The organism is Actinomadura formosensis NBRC 14204 (genome assembly GCF_001552155.1).
Lineage (GTDB): Bacteria > Actinomycetota > Actinomycetes > Streptosporangiales > Streptosporangiaceae > Spirillospora > Spirillospora formosensis.
The window spans coordinates 1-19,281 of record NZ_BCQQ01000130.1 but is presented as its reverse complement, the minus strand read 5'-3'; the positions used below and the strand labels follow the sequence as shown (position 1 = coordinate 19,281).

The window sequence follows — 19,281 nt, the reverse complement described above, 5'->3', positions numbered from 1 at the left end:
CCCCGGTGTGGACGCCGGCGGCCCGTGACCGGCTGAGTCCGTCCGCAAGCCAAGGTCGGCGAGCACCGGGACGCCCATCGCGTTGGACGTGTTCATTCGCACGCGGATGTGCACGTCTGCCTGTACGCCGACAACGTGACCAACCGCGTCCTGCGCCGCCTGGCCGGTCTCAACCCGGGGACCCTGTCTGACGCGCGCGGCGCGCTGTCCTGGACGTGTTACGTGCGAACGCGGGCCTGTCCGCCAACCAGGGGGCTGCGGCAGCCGCAACCAGCAAAGCCGACGCCGGAAATGCGCTTCTCGACCCGGTGACGCGCACCGCCCCCGAGGAACACGGTGTCACACGCCGTGAACAGAGCTGGGACCGCAGTCCTCCCATCGGTGGCGACAACGTTGTGAACAGGGGATCTGTTAAAGATCTTTTACAACCGCCAGTGCAGCACTCCACTGCACTATGCGGCACAAGCGGAAGCTGCACGCTCCATTTGCGGCAGAAGAGGACGCCCGCACCGGTGCAACGGCGACGAGATCCCAGAGGCCCATGAACTCTTACACGCCGTACTGCGCCCAGGGGAACTCGGCGGTCAGCGACGCTACGGTACGACGGCGTTCGCGAGATGGATGGGCACGAGCCACTGATTACCTTCCCAGCATCGACGACGGCTCTGACATTTCCGAAGCCGACCTTCCCCGGCGAACAAGCCGAGGCAGCCACCAGAGACCCGGATCTCCATGCTGGTGACCAGTACTCGCAGCTGTCCGGCGTCGACCCAACGGTTGTCCCGGCCATGCTGAGGACCCATCTGACGCGCTACATGCGCAATCCGGGCGTCTCGGCCCGGCTCGGATTGGGTTGGTGTCGACGACGAGGGTGAGAGCACACTTGATCGCGTGGAGAGTGGGGAGCGATCGCGGCGGCTCGTCCGGGCCCGTGCCGACGCGTCGTCCAACGTCGCTGCCGATGCTGGCGCTGGGGGCCGTCGCTGACACCAACGCGCCGGCGGCGCGGGCCCGCCATGCGGCTCAACGGGGCCCTCGAGACCTGCTCGTCATGCTGGCCGTCACCGGTCGGTGCTGCCCCTGCGTCAGTGCTGCTTGCTAGGGGATGGATGCTTGGATTCGTGCTCCCAGATCCGGTTCAGCTCGATTTGGTAGTAGAGCGCATGGAGCCCAAAGAAGAACGACAAGATCAGCCCGATCCAGCCGTTACAGGAGGGCCGTTGGTTGGCCGAGTCCTGCATGCGCGCAATCCGCTCACCCGTCCGGAAGATGGAGATGTAGGGCGGCACGATGATGACCCACCCGATGAGGACAGCCAGTAGGGCCAGGCCTGGGCTTACCTCCACGCTCGAGTCGCGTGCTTCTCGGTTGATCTTGTACCACCACACAAAGTAATAGATCCCAAGAGTGATGAGCGGCCAGACCAACCAGGTCAGGACCGGATTGCGCCGCTTAACTGCCGTCACACGCTCCTCATCCATACCACAAACATATTCGGTCATTTCCCATTGAGTTGCACTGTAGGCATGAAGAGTCACAAGATTCTTGTCGACTGTCTCCATGGTAGTCGTCGGCGCCAACGGGTGCCGCTACGGCGGGCTCACGGTCACTTCCTGGCCGACCGGCGGCGCGGCAACGACCAAGGGACGCATTGCGCCAAACGGCCGGGGCCGCAGTGGGAGCCGAGCGGCGCTGACCGAGTTGTCGAAGCCGCTGTAACGATTTGCCGTTTTGGGTGGTTTCGCCTCTCCTTGTATAATCTGCTGCTCCAGCAATGGCAGCTCTTTTGCTATTCGGTGGACCGGGACATACGGGGCAGCTTCTTCTTGGTTCGGGTGCCGGAGGCCATGTAGGTAGCGAGGATGTAGTTGGGGTGGCGGTCGAGGTTGTTGCGGGCTCGGTCGTAGCGCATGGTGGTGCGCGGGTCTGCGTGGCGTGCTGCGAACCTGCACGTCGCGCAGGTCGACGCCGACGTCGAGCATGGTGGTCACGAAGGTGTGGCGGAGCATGTGCGGGTGCATCCGCGGCAACCGGACGACGGATTTGGCGGCGAGCCGGCGCAGGCGGCGGGTGGCGGCGTGCCGATGCATCTGGGCCCCGCGGGTGTTGAGCAGGATCGGCCGGGCCCTCCGTTCACCCGTGGCGTGGTCGATGGCTCTGCCGGCTGCCGGCGGGAGAGGTATCAGCACGGTCCGGGTGCCCTTGCCGACGACGCGCAGGACTCGGTGGCCGTGTTCTTCGCCCAGGTCGTCGATGTCAGCGCTGGTGGCCTCGAAGATCCGCAGCCCGAGCAGCCCGAGCATCGCGACCAGCGCGAAGTCGTTGGGGTTGGCTGAGGCACGTGCGGCCGACAGCAGGGCCTCGAACTGCAGATGTGACAACCCGAGGGTGGGCGATTCGGGTGGGACGTTGGGGCGTCGGACGTGGTCGGCGGGCGAGTGTTCCAGGATCCCGTCGATCACGCAGGTGCGGTAGAAGCCGGCCACCACCGATAGTCGCCGGGACACGGTCGAGGGCCGGAACCGGCGGACCTCCTGCCGCCACTGCACGTACATCTCCACATGCGCGCGCCGTACCGCCAAGGGCTCCAGGTGCCGTTCGGCGCACCAGGTCAGGTAGATCCGCAGATCCGACTCGGTGTGCATGCGCGAGTCACCCTTGTACCGGGCCAGGTAGGCGAGTGTCGCCAACAGCAGGACGTCTCCACCGACGGTCCCAGCGCCGGGCGTCGCTCCAAGAAGCTCATCGAACGAAGTCATACCCGCGACGCTGCGCCTGCTTCAGGCGCAAGACCAGACCGACCACACGGCATAAGAGGGCGTTGGCCAGGTGCGTCGGCCTCCTACCTCAAGGGTGGCGCTCAGTCGGGTGCCTTGTTCGGGTGGCAAGGGTCACGATCGTCATCTGACAAGACCCGCCTCTGTCGGCTTGAACATATGCCGATATGGGAATATGATGGCGGACATGGCACGAGCAGCGACGACGTCGGACGTCTTCAACGCGATCGCCGAGCCGCAGCGCCGGGAGATCCTGGTGCTGCTGCGGGCGGGTGAGCGGCCGGTGACCGAGTTGGCCCGGGAGCTGGGGATGACCCAGCCGGGGGCGTCCAAACACCTGCGGGTGCTCCGGGAGGTCGGGCTGGTGCGGGACCGCAAGGCGGGCAAGCAGCGCCTGTACGGCCTCGACGCTCACGGACTGCGGCCGGTCCACGAATGGACCGGCGGGTTCGAGCGGTTCTGGAACGAGAGCTTCGACCGGCTGGACGCGTACGTGCAGGACCTGAAGCAGGCAACGCAGGAGGAGTAGCTGATGAGCGCAACAGGACGAGGGGCGTCGGCGCAGTCCGCGACCGCCGACCGCGAGATCGTCATTTCCAGGGTCATCGACGCCCCACCAGAGCTGGTGTTCGAGGCGTTCACCGAGGTCCGGCACCTGTCGCGGTGGTGGGGACCGGAGGGATTCACCACCACCACGCGGTCGTTCGAGTTCCGTGTCGGCGGGGAGTGGGACTTCGTGATGCACGGACCGGACGGGACGGACTACGCCGAGTGGATCTCCTGGACCGAGATCGCCCCGCCGGAGCGGATCGCACTGTTGCACGGTGAGTCCCGCGGCGACCCGAACGCCTTCGAGTCGGTCCTGACGTTCGAGCCCGACGGCGCGGCGACCCGGCTTGAGATGCGCACGGTGTTCCCCACCAGGGGGCTGCGCGACGAGGCGGTCGAGAAGTACCACGCGATCGAGGGCGGCCGGCAGACCCTGAGCAACCTGGCCGGCTACGTCACCGAGATCGTTCGGAAGGGAGCGGAGGGCTGATGGCCGGGAAGGTGTTCTTCAGCGTGTCGATGTCGCTGGACGGGTTCATCGCGCCCGAGTCTCCCGAGGAGTTGATGGGGCGGCAGTGGATGGAACTGCAGCGGTGGGTCTTCCCGCAGCGGTTCTTCCGGGAGAATTTGAAGCTCGGAGAGGGCGGCGAGGAGGGGCGCGACAACGACATCCTGCGGGAGACGTTCGAGCGCACCGGCGCGAGCGTGATGGGCAAGCGCATGTTCGACGTCGGCGAGCAGGCGTGGCCGGAGGAGGCGCCGTTCCACACTCCGGTCTTCGTCGTGACGCACGAGAAGCGCGACCCCTGGGAGCGTCCGGGCGGGACCACCTTCCACTTCGTCAACGACGGCATCGAGCACGCGCTCGACCTGGCCCGCGAGGCCGCCGGTGACCGCGACGTCCGCATCGCGGGCGGCGGCGCGACGATCCTGGAGTACGTGAACGCCGGCCTGATCGACGAGTTCTCGATCGCGCTGTCACCCGTTCTGTTCGGCTCCGGCATCCGCCTGTTCGAGGGCGTGGACGCGGGCCGCGTGGCCCTGGAGCAGGTCCGCGCGGAGTCCTCCCCGAGGGTGACGCACCTGACCTACGCCGTCCGGGAGCGGTAGGCGCACGGCGGACGACACACGGCGGACGGCGGACGGCGGACGGAACCCCACGCGGTTGGCACGCAGACACATCTCCCGCCGGGGTGACCAGCCCACCTGCTGGATGGCCAGGAAGGAGCCGGGAAAATCCGGTGGCACCTGGCCGCACACGCACCCGGGCGGGGCCTGGTGTTGTTCGGGCAGGTCAGCGAACGTTTCCGCTGGTGACGAGTCGGTGCCCCCTGCAGGATTCGAACCTGCGCACACGGCTCCGGAGGCCGTTGCTCTATCCCCTGAGCTAAGGGGGCCCTGCGCCCTTGTTGTGGCGCGGTAGAAGGTTACCAGGGTTGGGGGGGTGACGTGCACGTGGGATTTCGCCGTGCGCGCGGGGTGTGGAGTGGGCTAACTTCGAGCCGTGACCGAGCCACTGGGACGCGTGCTGGTCGTCGATGATGACGAGGTGATCCGCCAGCTCATCGCCGTGAACCTGCAACTGGAGGGGTTCGAGGTGTCGACCGCGGTGGACGGTCAGGACTGCCTGGACAAGGTTGCCGAGGTGCGGCCGGACGTCATCACGCTGGATGTGATGATGCCCAGGCTGGACGGGTGGGTCACCGCGGTCAGGCTGCGGGAGGATCCGGGGACGGCGCACATCCGGGTCGTGATGATCACTGCGCGGGCGCAGGAGCATGATGTGCGGCGGGGGTATGAGATCGGTGTCGACGCCTACGTGACCAAGCCGTTCGATCCGAATCAGCTGATCCAGACGGTGCGGAAACTCGCTGTGGTGTCCAAATAGTGGTCGGATAGTCTCACCAGGGTGACTCCAGCCGGTGTGAGCGATGCCCTTGTGGCCGCGGTGCGGGATGCCGTGGCCGAGGGTGAGTTCGATGTCGCCGTGCCTGAGAGTGCCGTGGTCTTCGGGCGGGGTGGCGGGGTTTTCGAGAGTCCCGTGGCGCTGCGGTTGGGCGTTGATCCGGCGGTGATAGCGCGGCGGGTCGGGGGTGTGGTGGCCGGGCCCGGGTTCGTCCGGGTCGTCGTGTCCGCGGGGGAGTTGGTGGACGGGATTCTCGGTGACCCCGGGTACGGGGGCGCGCGGGTGCCGGCGGAGCGGTGGGACGAGTGGCCCCGGACGTTCGCCAATCCCGGGTTTTCGGTGCGTTATGCCTATGCGCGGGCCTGCTGGGTGCGGCGGTGGGCCCGGGAGTTCGGGGTCCGCGAGGGGCCGCTGGACGCCGGGGCTCTGGAGGCCGAGCTCGTGTGGGCCTTGGGGGATGTGCCGGGGCGGGCCAAGCAGGCGGAGCGGGAACGGGATGCCGGGCCGCTGATGTTCTGTTTGGAGAAGGTGGCCGGGGCGTACCACGACGTGCACGAGCGATGTCCCGCGGTGCCCCGGGGCGATGAGGAGCCTACGGCGGTTCATGCGGGACGGGTGGGCTTGGCGCGGGCGGTCGAGGTCGTCCTCGGCAACGGGCTGAACATGATCGGTGAGACCCCTAGAGAGCGGATATGAGTCGAGTACATCCAGCCGGACCGCGGCACGCGGACGTCCTGCCTGAGGACCATCCGGCCGGGCCGGCGGACGATCTGAACGCGCTGGAGCCCATCGTGTGGCCGCGGAGCGCCACGCGGGAGGAGGGCGTCCTCACGGTCGGTGGCGTCGATGTGCGGGATCTGGCCAGGGAGTACGGGACGCCTCTGTACGTCTACGACGAGGAGGACGTGCGGAGCCGGGCCAGGGAGTACGCGGCGGCGTTCCATGACGGGGACGTCCACTATGCGGGCAAGGCGTTCCTGTGTACCGCCGTCGCCCGGTGGCTCAAGGAGGAGGGCCTCGGGCTGGACGTGTGCAGTGGGGGTGAGCTTGCCGTGGCGTTGGCGGCGGGCTTCCCCACGGAGCGCATCACGTTGCACGGGAGCAACAAGGCGCCCTGGGAGCTGGAGAAGGCTCTGGAGGTCGGTGTCGGGCGGATCGTGCTCGATTCGTTCGAGGAGATAGCGCGGCTGGGGTATCTGGCCCAGGAGATGGGGGTCCACCCCAAGGTGATGGTGCGTGTCACCACCGGGGTCGAGGCGCACACCCATGAGTTCATCGCGACCGCTCATGACGACCAGAAGTTCGGGTTCTCGCGGAGTTCGGGGGCTGCGCTGGAGGCGGTCCGGCGGGTGCTGGAGCTGAAGCAGCTCGAACTGGTGGGGCTGCACAGCCACATCGGGTCGCAGATCTTCGACGTGGACGGGTTCGAGGTGGCCGCGCACCGGCTGGCCGAGCTGCTCGTGGCGATCCGGGACGAGCACGGGATCGAGCTTCCGGAGCTGGACCTGGGCGGCGGCTACGGCATCGCGTACGTGCCGGGCGAGGAGCCGCACGACCCCAAGTCGATGGCCGACGGCCTGCGGGCCATCGTCGCCCGCGAGTGCCGGGCGTACGAGCTGGCGATGCCGCGGCTGACCGTGGAGCCGGGCCGGGCGATCATCGGGCCGGGCGGCATCACGCTGTACGAGGTCGGCACGGTCAAGGACGTCGAGGGCCTGCGCACGTACGTGTCGGTGGACGGCGGCATGAGCGACAACCTGCGCACCGCGCTGTACGGCGCCGAGTACACCGGGGTGCTCGCGAGCCGGTCGTCCGAGGCATCGCCCATGCTCAGTAGGCTTGTCGGCAAGCACTGCGAAAGCGGTGACATCGTCGTGCGCGACCTGTGGTTCCCCGAAGATCTCGCGCCGGGTGACCTGGTGGCGGTGGCGGCGACGGGTGCGTACTGTCGGTCGATGGCCAGCAACTACAACTTCGTCCCGAAGCCGGCCGTGGTGGCGGTGCGGGACGGCAGGTCGCGCGTGATCGTCCGCCGGGAGAGCGCCGAGGACCTGCTCCGGCTCGATGCGGAGGTCGAAGCGTGAAACCCGGACTGCGCGTTGCGCTGCTCGGATGCGGGGTGGTCGGCACGGAGGTCGTCCGGCTGCTGAACGAGCAGGCGGAGGATCTGGCCGCGCGTGTCGGGGTGCCGCTGGAACTGGCCGGGATCGCCGTCCGCAGGCCCGACCGGGTGCGCGCGGGCGTCCCGCCCGAGTTGCTGACCACGGACGCGCAGGCGCTGGTGACCAGGGACGACGTCGATATCGTCATCGAGGTCATCGGCGGGATCGAGCCGGCCAGGACGCTGATGCTGGAGGCGATGAAGTCCGGCAAGTCGGTCATCACCGCGAACAAGGCGCTGCTGGCCGAGGACGGCGCGACGCTGTTCGCGGCGGCCCGCGAGTACGGCGCCGACCTGTACTACGAGGCGTCCGTCGCGGGCGCGATCCCGCTGCTGCGGCCGCTCAGGGACTCCCTGGTCGGCGACCATGTGCACCGGGTGCTCGGCATCGTGAACGGCACCACCAACTACATCCTCGACCAGATGGACACGCACGGCGCCGGGTTCAACGACGCGCTGGAGGAGGCGCAGGCGCTCGGCTACGCGGAGGCCGATCCGACGGCGGACGTGGAGGGTTTCGACGCGGCGGCCAAGGCGGCGATCCTGGCGCAGCTCGCCTTCCACACGCCCGTCACGGCCGCGGACGTCCACCGCGAGGGCATCACCGAGGTCACGGCCGCCGACGTGGCGGGCGCCAAGGGGATGGACTGCGTGGTCAAGCTGCTGGCCATCTGCGAGCGCGTCCCCTCGGCGGACGGGCGCAACGGCCGCGGCGTGTCCGTTCGCGTGTATCCGGCGATGATTCCGAGGTCGCACCCGCTGGCGAGCGTCCGCGAGGCGTACAACGCGGTGTTCGTGGAGGCCGAGTCCGCGGGCTCGCTGATGTTCTACGGCGCGGGCGCGGGCGGCGCTCCGACGGCGTCCGCGGTCCTCGGCGACCTGGTTGCGGTGGCGCGGAACGTGGTCGGCGGCACACCGGGCCCCGTGGAGGTCACGTACGCGAAGCTTCCGGTCCTGCCGATGGGTGAGACGGTCACGCGCTACTACGTCGAGGTGGACGTGACCGACGAGGCCGGTGTCCTCGCCACGGTCGCCGAGGAGTTCGCCAGGCACGGGGTGTCGATTCAGGCCGTCCGGCAGGTCGGGCTTGGCGCGGAGGCGCAGCTCGTGGTCGTGACGCACCGGGCGCCGGACGCGGCTCTGGCCGCGACGGTGGAGGGGCTGCGCAGGCTGGAGATCGTCCGCGAGGTGACGAGCGTCATGCGCGTCGAGGGCGACGAATGAGCCGCCACCGGGGCGGAGAACGGCGATCGTGGCCCCGGTAGACTTCGGGCAACATCCCAGGTCATTCAGGGAGACCGACGTGAACCCGAACGCCCGCGCGTGGCGTGGTCTTATCGAGGAGTACCGCGACCGGCTTCCGGTGACGGAGGCGACACCGGTCGTCACGCTGCTGGAGGGCGGCACCCCGCTGCTGCCCGCCCCCCGGCTGGCCCAGCTGACCGGCTGCGAGGTGTTCCTCAAGGTCGAGGGCGCCAACCCGACCGGTTCCTTCAAGGACCGCGGCATGACGATGGCGATCAGCAAGGCCGCCGAGGACGGCGCGAAGGCGGTGATCTGCGCCTCGACCGGCAATACCTCGGCGTCCGCCGCCGCGTACGCGGTCCGGGCCGGGATGACCTGCGCGGTCCTCGTCCCCAACGGCAAGATCGCGATGGGCAAGCTGGCGCAGGCGCTGGTGCACGGCGCGCGGCTGCTCCAGGTGGACGGGAACTTCGACGACTGCCTCGAACTGGCCCGGAAACTGTCGGTCGACTACCCGGTGGCGTTGGTCAACTCCGTCAACAAGTACCGGCTGCAGGGCCAGAAGACGGCGGCGTTCGAGATCGTGGACGCGCTGGGCGACGCCCCCGACGTCCACTGCCTGCCCGTCGGAAACGCCGGCAACATCTCCGCGTACTGGATGGGGTACAAGGAGTACGCGGCCGACAAGGAGGCGTCCAGGACCCCGCGCATGCTGGGCTTCCAGGCCAGCGGTGCGGCGCCGTTCGTGAAGGGCGAGCCCGTCCTGAAGCCGCAGACGATCGCGACCGCGATCCGGATCGGCAACCCCGCGTCCTGGGACCTGGCCGTCGCGGCGCGCGACGAGTCCGGTGGCGCGATCGACTCGGTCACCGACCGGCAGATCCTCGCCGCCTACAGGCTCCTCGCCAGGGAGGAGGGGGTCTTCGTAGAGCCCGCCTCCGCGGCGAGCGTCGCCGGCCTTCTGCAGGCGAGTGAGCAGGGTGTCGTCACGCCCGGTTCCCGGGTCGTCTGCACGGTGACGGGCAACGGCCTCAAGGACCCCGACTGGGCCATCTCCGGTGCCCCCGCACCGACCGTCATCAAGGTGGACGCGCACTCCGCCGCCGCCGAACTCGGCCTCGCGTGAGCGTGGGCTGGGCCGAAGGCCCGGTGCTGGTCCGGGCCCCGGCGACCAGCGCCAACCTGGGGCCGGGCTTCGACTCGCTCGGCCTGGCGCTGACCCTGTACGACGACGTCGAGGTCGAGCTGACCGGCGGCGGGGTGTCCATCGAGGTGGACGGCGAGGGCGCCGAGGTCGCCGACCGGGGTGAGCGCCATCTCATCGTCAGGGTGCTGCGCCGGACGTTCGACGTCCTCGACGGCCTGTCCGGATCCGGCCCCGCCCGGCCGGAGGGCGTCCGGCTGCGCTGCCGCAACCGGATCCCGCACAGCCGCGGCCTGGGCTCCTCGTCCGCCGCGATCGTCGCCGGGATCGTCGCGGCCCGCGCGCTGCACCCGGACGGCAAGCTTCTCGACGACGCCGCGGCGCTGCGCCTCGCCACCGAGATCGAGGGGCATCCCGACAATGTGGCGCCGTGCCTCGCCGGCGGCCTGACCGTCGCCTGGACGACGCCGGCCGGGCCGCGGCTCGTCCGGCTGGAGTCGCAGGTCACGCGGGTCGTGGCGATCGTCCCCGAGCAGCGGCTGGCGACCGAGCGGGCGCGCGAGCTGCTGCCCGGGACCGTCCCGCACGGGGACGCCGCCGCCAACGCCGGGCGTGCCGCGCTGCTCATCGCGGCGCTCACGGCGGGGCTGGGCGACGACGTCCTGCTGGACGCGACCGAGGACCGGATCCACCAGGACTACCGCGCGCCCGCGATGCCCGGGTCCGCCGCCCTGGTCCGCAGGCTGCGGGACGCGGGCGTGCCCGCGGTGATTTCCGGGGCGGGACCCACTGTCCTCGCCTTCACAAACGCATCACGGGTTGATTCAGTAGTTCCCGAAGTGGGTAAAGGGTGGCACATACACCCGTTGGACGTCGCGACCCGCGGCGCACGCGTCATGACCGGAGAACCCGAGGTCCGGGCCTGATCGCGGCGCCGGGGGCGGGGCCTCGCGGCGCTCCGGCCGGTGCCGGTGCCGGCATGATCCGGCTAGGTAAAATGCGAAGACCTCGACCTCTGGGGAATAGCAGTGTGCCCTGGTGATGTTAGGCTGAATGCCGCACCAGATGCCCCGTTCGGGGCAGCGTGCTCGTCAGCCACGCGTCGCCTGTCCGGCCCTTCGGCCGTGTCGGTCCCGCGTACTAGGCTCCCCGACACCGTGACATCCCGTTGTCAGGCATACCAGCGAAACAACTTCGGACGTGGCGGTACCGGGGACACGCACGAGCTGAACGTCCCGTCCACCATCTGGCTGTGCCCAGAACACGCAGATCCCGGTTCCATCGTGATCAGCGGAGCCCGTCCCGGCGCCCCCGCCGGGCCGCACCACCGGGTCGACTGGCCGAACGCCGGCCAACGCCCGCTCCCTGGGAAGGACCCTTAGTGAGCGAATCCAGCGAACTCCTTACGGACGCACCCAGCACGGGACCCGCCGACGCCGCCCCGGCCGGCGCGGAGCCCGCCACCCCCCGGCGCCGCCGGACGGGCACCGGCCTTTCGGCGATGGTGCTGCCCGAACTCAAGGCGCTCGCGTCCAGCCTCGGCATCACCGGCGTGACCGGGATGCGCAAGAGCCAGCTCATCGCCGCCATCCAGGAGAAGCAGGGCGGCGGCCAGGAGCAGGGCTCCGCGGGGGGCGAGCAGGGAGCCGCTGCCCCGGCGAAGACCGAGCGTCCCCGGCGGACCCGCACCGCGACCGCCAAGCGCGAGGTCTCCGACGACCAGGTCACCATCTCCGACGCCGTGCCGGCCGCCGAGCAGGCCGCGCCCGGCAAGCAGGCCGACGCGTCCGAGAAGACGGAGAAGGCCGCCGACAAGCCGGAGAAGGCCGAGAAGGCGGAGAAGACCGACCGGGCGGACCGGCAGGGCGGCGGCCGGCGCGGCGACAGGCAGGACCGGGGGACCGGCGAGCGTCAGGGCCGTGAGCAGGGCCGGGACCAGAACGCCGAGGACGGCGAGTCCCAGGGCGGACGCGATGGCGGCCGTGATGGCGGCCGCGACGGGCGGGAGAGCCGTGAGGGCGGCGGACGCCAGCGCCAGCGCGGCGGCCGGGAACGCGGCGAACGCGGTGACCGGGGTGACCGCGGCGAACGCGGCGACCGCGGCGACCGGGGTGACCGCGGCGATCGCGGCGATCGCGGTGAGCAGGGCGGTGGCCGTCAGCGCGGCCAGAGCCAGGGCGGCGGCGGCCAGCACGACGAGGACGACGGCGGCGGCCGGGGCCGGCGCGGACGCAGGTTCCGCGAGCGCAACCGGGGCCGCGGCCGCGAGCGCTACGAGGAGCCGGTGATCACCGAGGACGACGTCCTCATCCCGGTCGCGGGCATCCTCGACATCCTCGACAACTACGCGTTCGTCCGCACGACCGGCTACCTGCCCGGCCCGAACGATGTGTACGTGTCGCTGGCGCAGGTCCGCAAGAACGGCCTGCGCAAGGGCGACGTCATCACCGGCGCCGTCCGGCAGGCCCGCGAGGGCGAGCGGCGCGAGAAGTTCAACGCGCTGGTCCGGCTCGACACCGTCAACGGGATGGAGCCCGAGCAGGCCAAGGGCCGCGTCGACTTCACCAAGCTGACCCCGCTGTACCCGCAGGAGCGGCTGCGGCTGGAGACCGACCCGGGCATCCTGACGACGCGGATCATCGACCTGGTGTCGCCGATCGGCAAGGGCCAGCGCGGGCTGATCGTGTCGCCGCCGAAGGCCGGCAAGACGATGGTGCTCCAGGCGATCGCCAACGCGATCACCAAGAACAACCCGGAGTGCCACCTGATGGTCGTCCTGGTGGACGAGCGTCCCGAAGAGGTCACCGACATGCAGCGGACGGTGAAGGGCGAGGTCATCCACTCGACCTTCGACCGTCCCGCCGAGGACCACACGACGGTCGCGGAGCTGGCGATCGAGCGCGCCAAGCGGCTGGTGGAGCTGGGCCACGACGTCGTCGTGCTGCTCGACTCGATCACCCGCCTGGGCCGCGCCTACAACCTGGCGGCGCCCGCGTCCGGCCGGATCCTGTCCGGTGGTGTCGACTCGACCGCGCTGTACCCGCCGAAGCGGTTCTTCGGCGCCGCGCGCAACATCGAGAACGGCGGCTCGCTGACGATCCTCGCGACCGCGCTGGTGGAGACCGGGTCCCGCATGGACGAGGTCATCTTCGAGGAGTTCAAGGGCACCGGCAACATGGAGCTGAAGCTCAACCGGAGCCTGGCCGACAAGCGGATCTTCCCGGCGGTGGACGTCGACCAGTCGTCCACCCGCAAGGAGGAGATCCTCATGGCTCCCGAGGAGCTGCGGGTCGTCTGGCAGCTGCGCCGGGTGCTGCACGCGCTCGACACGCAGCAGGCGCTGGAGCTCCTCATCGAGAAGATGAAGGAGACCAAGTCCAACGCCGAGTTCCTGCTCCAGGTGCAGAAGACCACGGTGGCGGACGATCGCTGAACGGGCGAAGCGTGAACGCCCCCGTCCGGGTGACCGGGCGGGGGCGTTCCGCGTCCGGGTCCCGGTTCGCGTCCGGGCCCATGGTGGGGTTAGCCCCACCCCGGATCCGGCGGCGCACGTCATGGTCGTCCCGTCCTCCCGACCGGCACGCTTGGACCGTAGGTTGGACAGGGCACGGAGGACGATGTGGGCGAGCTGAGCAGAGAACCCGGCGGCGGGGGCGCCGTGGAGTGGGCGGCGGCGCGGTGGGCCGCGGCGACACGGGGCGGCGGGGGCGCGCCGTCCGTCCTGAACGGCTCCTGGGCGCCGCTCGCGATGGTGCGGTCGTCGGTGACCTGGCGTTCCGCGCTTTACCTGGCGTTCAGCATGGCGCTCGGGCTCGGCTGGTTCGTGGTGCTGGCCGTCGGGCTGTCGCTGTCCCTCGGGCTGCTGATCATCTGGGTGGGCGTGCCGCTGCTGGCGCTGCTGATGGTCGCGTGGCGGTTCGGGGCGATGCTGGAGCGCAGGCTGGTGCTGGCGGCGTTCGGCGTCCGCGTCCCGGACCCGTACCGGCGGCTGCCGGGCACCCGCAACCCGCTGGTCAAGCTCAAGGGCATGGCGGCGGACCCGGCCACCTGGAAGGACCTCGCCTACCTCGCCGTCCTGTTCCCGGTCACGCTGGTCGAGTTCGTCGTGTCCACGGCGGTCTGGGCGGCGACGGGCATGACGTTGTTCCTGCCGCTGGTCGTCGCGGTGAACGGCGGAGCCGAGGTCGGCTTCGGGTTCGTCTCGTACTGGGCGGGCGACCCGCTGGAGGCCGTCCCGGTCATGGCCCTGGGGCTGGTGTTCCTCGTCCTGGCGATGTACGTGACGCGGGCGATGGCGGTCGGGCACACCGTGTTCGCGGCGCTGCTGCTCGGCCCGAGCCCCGCGCAGGCGGAGAACGTCGAGCTGCGCAGGCGGACCGAGCACCTGCGCGCCAGCCGCGCCCGCGGGGTGGACGCCGCCGAGTTCGAACGCCGCCGCATCGAGCGCGACCTGCACGACGGCGCGCAGCAGCGGCTGCTGGCCGTGGCGATGGACATCGGGCGCGCCCGCGCCAAGCTCGACCAGGACCCCGAGGGCGCGCGGGCGCTGATCGAGCAGGCCCACGCGGGCACCAGGGAGGCGATCTCCGAGCTGCGCGACCTGGCCCGCGGGATCTACCCGGCGATCCTCACCGACCGCGGCCTGGACCCGGCGCTGTCCGGGCTCGCCGGCCGCGCGCCCGTGCCCGTCGAGGTGCACGTCGACCTGCCGGAACGTCCGCCGGCCGCGGTCGAGAGCATCGCCTACTTCATCGTCGCCGAGTCGCTGGCGAACATCGCGAAGTACGCCCGCGCGACGCGGGCGTCCGTCCGGGTGGCCCGCGAGGACCGCTGGGTGGTCGTCGAGGTGATCGACGACGGGGCGGGCGGCGCGGTCGCCCGGCCCGGGGGCGGTCTCGCCGGTCTCGCCGACCGGGCCGCGACGATCGACGGCATGCTGATCGTGGACAGCCCGCCCGGCGGCCCCACGATCATCCGCGCCGACCTGCCCTGCTCCTGGTGATCCCGCGCCGGTGGTGATCTTTTGGAACGGGCGCGGGCGGGAGGCGAGAATGGGCGGATGCGGGTTGTGATCGCCGAGGATTCGGTGCTGTTGCGCGAAGGGCTCGTCCGGCTGCTCGACGACGCCGGGATCGAGACGGCGGCGACCGTGGGGGACGGTCCCGGGCTGCTCGGCATCGTCGAGGAGCACGACCCCGACCTCGCCATCGTGGACGTCCGGATGCCGCCGTCGTTCACCGACGAGGGGCTGCGCGCGGCGCTGGCCGTCCGGGCGCGGCGTCCGGGCACGCCGATCCTCGTCCTGTCGCAGTACGTGGAGGAACGGTACGCGACGGACCTGATCGGCGGCGGCGCGGAGGGCGTCGGCTACCTGCTGAAGGAGCGGGTGTCGGACGTCGCCGAGTTCATCGACGCGGTCCGCCGCATCGCGGCCGGCGGGACGGTCATCGACCCGGAGGTGATCGGGCAGCTGCTCGGCCGGCGCCGCGCCGGCGACCCGCTGGAGTCGCTGACGCCGCGCGAGCGCGAGGTGCTCGGGCTGATGGCGCAGGGACGCTCGAACGGGGCGATCGCGGAGGACCTCGTCGTCACCGAGGGCGCAGTGGAGAAGCACATCTCGAACATCTTCATGAAGCTGGACCTGCAGCCCGCGCAGGGCGGGCATCGCAGGGTGATGGCGGTCCTGGCCTACCTGGGACGCGCGGGCGGATGATCCCCGGACGGCGCCGCCGGTCCGTGATCGGGAATGCCCGGTGACCTCCGCACGTTCGGGTATCTGGCACACTTGAGGTGCAACCGCTGCGGTACCGGTTCACGCCCCCACACCTTCGCTGGCCCTGTCGCGTGAGATGAGGGCCGTGCGAGCGCGGAGGCGCCCGGCGATCGCCCGAAGCGAGGAGAACCCATGAAGTCCGACATCCACCCGAACTACGGCGTCACGACCGTGACGTGTACGTGCGGCAACACGTTCGAGACCCGCAGCACCGCAGAGAACGGCGTGATCCACGCGGACGTCTGCTCGAACTGCCACCCGTTCTACACGGGCAAGCAGAAGATCCTCGACACCGGCGGCCGGGTGGCGCGCTTCGAGCAGCGCTTCGGCAAGAAGAAGGCCGGCAAGTAGGACGAGCGCCGCACACATATCAGGAACGGCCCGGGGACACTCGCCGTCCCCGGGTCTTTCGAAGTCGGCGACCGGGGGCCGGCGACGGCTCCGGGCCGGAACGGGTCAGGACACAGCGTGAATCTCGACGAACTGATCAGCGAATACGCGGACATCGAGGAGCGGCTCGCCGACCCGTCCGTCCATGCCGACCAGGCCCTGGCGCGCAAGCTCGGCAAGCGCTACGCGGAACTGCGGCCCATCGTCGAGACGCGCCGCGAGCTGGCGTCCACGCAGGACGATCTCGCCACCGCCCGCGAGCTGGCCGGTGAGGACGCGGCGTTCGCCGCCGAGGCCGAGGAGTTCGACCGGCGCCGCGCGGACCTGGAGGAGCGGCTGCGGCGGCTGCTCGTCCCGCGCGACCCGAGCGACTCCAAGGACGTCATCCTCCAGGTGAAGGCGGGGGAGGGCGGCGAGGAGTCGGCGCTGTTCGCCGGCGACCTGCTGCGCATGTATCTGCGGTACGCCGAGCGCATCGGCTGGAAGACCGAGATCATCGACGCGCACCCGTCCGACCTCGGCGGGTACAAGGACGTCACGGTCGCCGTGAAGGCCAGGGGCTCCGCCGAAGAGGGGGTCTGGACGCGGCTGAAGTACGAGGGCGGCGTCCACCGGGTGCAGCGGGTGCCCGCGACCGAGTCGCAGGGACGCATCCACACCAGCGCCGTCGGCGTGCTGGTGACGCCCGAGGCCGCGGACGTCGACGTCCAGATCGACCCGAACGACCTGCGCATCGACGTGTACCGCTCGTCCGGTCCGGGCGGGCAGAGCGTCAACACGACCGACTCGGCGGTCCGCATCACGCACCTGCCGACCGGCGTCGTGGTCTCGTGCCAGAACGAGAAGAGCCAGCTGCAGAACAAGGAGCAGGCGCTGCGCATCCTGCGGTCGCGGCTGCTGGCGATGGCGCAGGAGGAGGCCGACGCCGCCGCGGCGGCCGAGCGCAAGAGCCAGGTCCGCACCGTGGACCGCTCCGAGCGGGTGCGCACCTACAACTTCCCGGAGAACCGGATCTCCGACCACCGCGTCGGCTACAAGGCCTACAACCTCGACCAGGTGCTGGACGGCGACCTCCACAACGTCACCCAGGCGCTCGTCGACGCCGACATGGAACGCCGTCTGGCCGAAGCCCAAGGATCATGAACCTGCTGCTCGACGAGATCGCCCGGGCCACCGCCCGGCTCGCGGACGCGGGGGCCGCCTCCCCCCGCGCCGACGCCGAGGAACTCGCCGCCGCCGTGCACCGGGTGCGGCGCTCTGAGCTGCACGGCGTCCCCGACAGCGCGTTCGACGCCCGGTTCTGGGAGTTCGTCGCGCGCCGCGAGGCCGGGGAGCCCCTGCAGCACATCACCGGCCGGGCGTACTTCCGCTACCTGGAGCTGAAGGTCGGGCCCGGCGTGTTCGTCCCGCGTCCGGAGACCGAGGTGATGGTCGGCTGGGCCCTGGAGACCCTTCGCGACATGGACGTCCGCGACCCCCTCGTCGTGGACCTCGGCACCGGTTCGGCCGCGATCGCGCTGTCCATCGCCCTTGAGGCCCCCCGTGCCCGCGTCCATGCCGTCGAGAAGGACCCGACGGCCTTCGTCCACGCGACCCGCAACGTCGAGGAACTGGACGAGCGGGGCCGCGTCCGCCTGCATCTGGACGACTTCGCGACCGCGCTGCCCGAACTGGACGGCACCGTCGATCTCGTGATCAGCAATCCGCCCTACATCCCGATGAGCGAGTGGGAGTACGTCCCGCCGGACGTCCGCGACCACGACCCGGCGGACGCGCTGTGGGGCGGCGGCGACGACGGCCTGGACGCGATCCGCGTAGTTGAGCACACCGCCCGCCGCCTCCTGCGTCCCGGCGGCTACGTGGCGGTCGAGCACAGCGACCTGCAGGGCAACGACGTCTACTGGATCTTCGCCGAGGAGAACGGCTGGCGCGACGTCCGCAACCGCCGCGACCTCACCAACCGGGACCGCTTCGTCACCGCCCGCCTCGCCACCGACTGACCTCCCGACTTTCCGCGATCACCCGCGCACTGAACGCGATCACCTCTATCGTTGCCTTCCGTGACTGATCATTGACGGAAAGTCGGTGAAGTTCTCGTGCCCATGAAGGTTCGGGAGATCATCAAGCTGGTAGAGGCCGATGGTCGGCGCTTGGCCAGGACGAAAGGCAGCCACCGGCAGTTCAAACGTCCCACCGAACCGGGCACCGTGACGGTGGCGGGCGCGCCGGGGAGTGACTTGCACCCGGCCACCCAGCAAAGCATCCCTGAGGCAGGCGGGGCTGAGGAGGCCGTGATGAGCAAGTACGCGGTGGTCGTCGAGTGGGCCGAGGGCAGTAACTACGGCGCATATGTCCCTGACCTCCCTGGCTGTGTGGCGGCGGGGGACACGCTGGAGGAGACCATCGAACTCATCCAGGAGGCGATCGAGTTCCATCTGGAAGGTATGCGGGAGGACGGTGAGGCGATCCCCGAGCCGTCCACTGTCGCCGTCATGGTGGAAGCGGCCTGAGCCTGGCGGGCGGCGTGGGAAAATGGGTCCGTGAGCCGACGTTACGACTGCTCTGACCCGATGGAGCGCACACGCGGGATCGCGGAGGCCATGTCGGCCGTGCGGCGCGGTGAGCTGATCGTCCTGCCGACCGACACGGTGTACGGGGTCGGCGCGGACGCGTTCACGCCGCCCGCCGTGACCGCGCTGCTGGAGGCGAAGGGCCGCGGCCGGGAGATGCCGCCGCCGGTCCTGGTGGGCTCCGTGCGGGCCGCCGCGGCGCTCGTGGAGGATCTCGGCATCTACGGGCAGGACCTCATCGACGAGTTCTGGCCCGGCGCGCTGACGCTGGTGTGCCGCGCGAACCCGAGCCTGGTGTGGGATCTCGGGGAGACCAAGGGCACCGTCGCCATCCGGATGCCGATGCACGAGCTGGCCGTCGAACTCCTCAAGGAGACGGGCCCGCTGGCCGTGAGCAGCGCGAACCTGAGCGGACAGCCCGCGGCCCGCAACGCCGGCGAGGCCGAGAAGATGCTCGGCGACAAGGTGTCGGTCTACCTGGACGGCGGCGTCTCCGGCCACGCCGACCCGTCCACGATCGTGGACCTGACCGGCTCGGTCCCCCGGCTGCTCCGCGCGGGCGCCATCCCCGAGGACAAGATCCGCTCCGTCGTCGGCGTCCTCCTCACCGACGAGGACGAGCCCGCAGAAGCCCCCTCGGAGCCCGAGACGCCGAAGCCGTCCCTGACCAAGGACGAGCCCCCGAAAGCCTCCGACGCACCCGCTGAGCCCGCGGAAAAGCCGTCCCTGATCAAGCCGCCGCAGGACGACTGAGCGACGGTCAGAA

Annotated in this window: 19 protein-coding genes and 1 tRNA gene; 17 read left to right on the top strand and 3 right to left on the bottom strand. The window is 70.4% G+C overall.

Features of this window, described 5'->3' with window-relative positions; genetic code table 11:
• Positions 1-1,085: 1,085 nt before the first annotated feature.
• Positions 1,086-1,562 (bottom strand): DUF4234 domain-containing protein, encoded by a 477-nt coding sequence (locus tag AF1_RS26735; protein ID WP_207394209.1) that lies wholly within the window; start codon positions 1,560-1,562, stop codon positions 1,086-1,088.
• Positions 1,563-1,589: 27 nt separating this feature from the next.
• On the bottom strand, positions 1,590-2,759 hold the full coding sequence (locus tag AF1_RS26730; RefSeq protein ID WP_207394210.1) for a tyrosine-type recombinase/integrase: 1,170 nt from the start codon (positions 2,757-2,759) through the stop codon (positions 1,590-1,592).
• A gap of 205 nt (positions 2,760-2,964) precedes the next feature.
• Here AF1_RS26730 and AF1_RS26725 point away from each other — a divergent pair, with 205 nt between their 5' ends.
• The 3 genes from AF1_RS26725 to AF1_RS26715 are packed head-to-tail and all read left to right on the top strand — an operon-like array spanning position 2,965 to position 4,436.
• On the top strand, positions 2,965-3,306 hold the full coding sequence (locus AF1_RS26725; protein ID WP_067805104.1) for an ArsR/SmtB family transcription factor: 342 nt from the start codon (positions 2,965-2,967) through the stop codon (positions 3,304-3,306).
• 3 nt (positions 3,307-3,309) lie between these two features.
• Positions 3,310-3,816: an SRPBCC family protein gene (locus tag AF1_RS26720; protein ID WP_067805087.1), complete on the top strand. Its 507-nt coding sequence runs from the start codon at positions 3,310-3,312 to the stop codon at positions 3,814-3,816.
• Positions 3,816-4,436: a dihydrofolate reductase family protein gene (locus AF1_RS26715; RefSeq protein WP_067805084.1), complete on the top strand. Its 621-nt coding sequence runs from the start codon at positions 3,816-3,818 to the stop codon at positions 4,434-4,436. Before AF1_RS26720 ends, AF1_RS26715 begins: the two co-directional genes overlap by 1 nt.
• A gap of 215 nt (positions 4,437-4,651) precedes the next feature.
• On the opposite strand, the gene AF1_RS26710 is transcribed toward AF1_RS26715, so the two are convergent.
• Positions 4,652-4,723 (bottom strand) — tRNA-Arg (locus AF1_RS26710).
• 128 nt (positions 4,724-4,851) lie between these two features.
• Between AF1_RS26710 and AF1_RS26705 the strand changes: the two genes are divergently transcribed.
• The 14 genes from AF1_RS26705 (at position 4,852) to AF1_RS26640 (ending at position 19,268) form a co-directional block, all read left to right on the top strand.
• Positions 4,852-5,214 carry a response regulator transcription factor gene (locus AF1_RS26705; protein ID WP_067805102.1) on the top strand — a complete coding sequence of 121 codons (363 nt, stop codon included), beginning with the start codon at positions 4,852-4,854 and terminating at the stop codon, positions 5,212-5,214.
• A 153-nt stretch (positions 5,215-5,367) separates the two neighbouring features.
• Positions 5,368-5,928: a DALR anticodon-binding domain-containing protein gene (locus AF1_RS26700; RefSeq protein ID WP_169804059.1), complete on the top strand. Its 561-nt coding sequence runs from the start codon at positions 5,368-5,370 to the stop codon at positions 5,926-5,928.
• Complete coding sequence (lysA, locus tag AF1_RS26695; RefSeq protein ID WP_067805078.1) at positions 5,925-7,316, top strand: diaminopimelate decarboxylase; 1,392 nt, start codon at positions 5,925-5,927, stop codon at positions 7,314-7,316. Before AF1_RS26700 ends, lysA begins: the two co-directional genes overlap by 4 nt.
• Positions 7,313-8,617 (top strand): homoserine dehydrogenase, encoded by a 1,305-nt coding sequence (locus AF1_RS26690; protein ID WP_084263369.1) that lies wholly within the window; start codon positions 7,313-7,315, stop codon positions 8,615-8,617. Before lysA ends, AF1_RS26690 begins: the two co-directional genes overlap by 4 nt.
• 79 nt (positions 8,618-8,696) lie before the next feature.
• A complete protein-coding gene (gene thrC, locus AF1_RS26685) occupies positions 8,697-9,764 on the top strand; it encodes a threonine synthase (RefSeq protein ID WP_067805075.1) in 1,068 nt (355 codons plus the stop codon).
• Between the two features lie 2 nt (positions 9,765-9,766).
• On the top strand, positions 9,767-10,708 hold the full coding sequence (thrB, locus tag AF1_RS26680; RefSeq protein ID WP_131732968.1) for a homoserine kinase: 942 nt from the start codon (positions 9,767-9,769) through the stop codon (positions 10,706-10,708).
• A gap of 455 nt (positions 10,709-11,163) precedes the next feature.
• On the top strand, positions 11,164-13,215 hold the full coding sequence (gene rho / locus AF1_RS26675) for a transcription termination factor Rho (RefSeq protein ID WP_067805069.1): 2,052 nt from the start codon (positions 11,164-11,166) through the stop codon (positions 13,213-13,215).
• Positions 13,216-13,401: 186 nt separating this feature from the next.
• Positions 13,402-14,784, top strand: a complete 1,383-nt coding sequence (locus AF1_RS26670; protein ID WP_242609014.1) for a sensor histidine kinase — start codon at positions 13,402-13,404, stop codon at positions 14,782-14,784.
• A gap of 57 nt (positions 14,785-14,841) precedes the next feature.
• Positions 14,842-15,495: a response regulator transcription factor gene (locus tag AF1_RS26665; protein WP_067805066.1), complete on the top strand. Its 654-nt coding sequence runs from the start codon at positions 14,842-14,844 to the stop codon at positions 15,493-15,495.
• Between the two features lie 192 nt (positions 15,496-15,687).
• Complete coding sequence (rpmE, locus tag AF1_RS26660) at positions 15,688-15,906, top strand: 50S ribosomal protein L31 (RefSeq protein WP_067805063.1); 219 nt, start codon at positions 15,688-15,690, stop codon at positions 15,904-15,906.
• Positions 15,907-16,023: 117 nt separating this feature from the next.
• On the top strand, positions 16,024-17,088 hold the full coding sequence (prfA, locus tag AF1_RS26655) for a peptide chain release factor 1 (protein WP_067805060.1): 1,065 nt from the start codon (positions 16,024-16,026) through the stop codon (positions 17,086-17,088).
• Complete coding sequence (prmC, locus tag AF1_RS26650) at positions 17,085-17,945, top strand: peptide chain release factor N(5)-glutamine methyltransferase (RefSeq protein ID WP_067805057.1); 861 nt, start codon at positions 17,085-17,087, stop codon at positions 17,943-17,945. The genes prfA and prmC overlap by 4 nt, the downstream gene beginning before the upstream one ends.
• 102 nt (positions 17,946-18,047) lie before the next feature.
• The gene (locus tag AF1_RS36650) at positions 18,048-18,455 is read left to right on the top strand and encodes a type II toxin-antitoxin system HicB family antitoxin (RefSeq protein ID WP_084263368.1); all 408 of its coding nucleotides are present in this window, start codon (positions 18,048-18,050) and stop codon (positions 18,453-18,455) included.
• A 30-nt stretch (positions 18,456-18,485) separates the two neighbouring features.
• Complete coding sequence (locus AF1_RS26640) at positions 18,486-19,268, top strand: L-threonylcarbamoyladenylate synthase (RefSeq protein ID WP_084263367.1); 783 nt, start codon at positions 18,486-18,488, stop codon at positions 19,266-19,268.
• The last annotated feature ends 13 nt before the right edge of the window (positions 19,269-19,281 follow it).

Bases quoted from the DNA above. Each gene is read 5' to 3' on its own strand.
- AF1_RS26735 (WP_207394209.1), bottom strand. From the start codon at position 1,562: ATGGAGACAGTCGACAAGAATCTTGTGACTCTTCATGCCTACAGTGCA.
- AF1_RS26730 (WP_207394210.1), bottom strand. From the start codon at position 2,759: ATGACTTCGTTCGATGAGCTTCTTGGAGCGACGCCCGGCGCTGGGACC.
- AF1_RS26725 (WP_067805104.1), top strand. From the start codon at position 2,965: ATGGCACGAGCAGCGACGACGTCGGACGTCTTCAACGCGATCGCCGAG.
- AF1_RS26720 (WP_067805087.1), top strand. From the start codon at position 3,310: ATGAGCGCAACAGGACGAGGGGCGTCGGCGCAGTCCGCGACCGCCGAC.
- AF1_RS26715 (WP_067805084.1), top strand. From the start codon at position 3,816: ATGGCCGGGAAGGTGTTCTTCAGCGTGTCGATGTCGCTGGACGGGTTC.
- lysA (WP_067805078.1), top strand. From the start codon at position 5,925: ATGAGTCGAGTACATCCAGCCGGACCGCGGCACGCGGACGTCCTGCCT.
- AF1_RS26665 (WP_067805066.1), top strand. From the start codon at position 14,842: ATGCGGGTTGTGATCGCCGAGGATTCGGTGCTGTTGCGCGAAGGGCTC.
- rpmE (WP_067805063.1), top strand. From the start codon at position 15,688: ATGAAGTCCGACATCCACCCGAACTACGGCGTCACGACCGTGACGTGT.
- prmC (WP_067805057.1), top strand. From the start codon at position 17,085: ATGAACCTGCTGCTCGACGAGATCGCCCGGGCCACCGCCCGGCTCGCG.
- AF1_RS36650 (WP_084263368.1), top strand. From the start codon at position 18,048: ATGAAGGTTCGGGAGATCATCAAGCTGGTAGAGGCCGATGGTCGGCGC.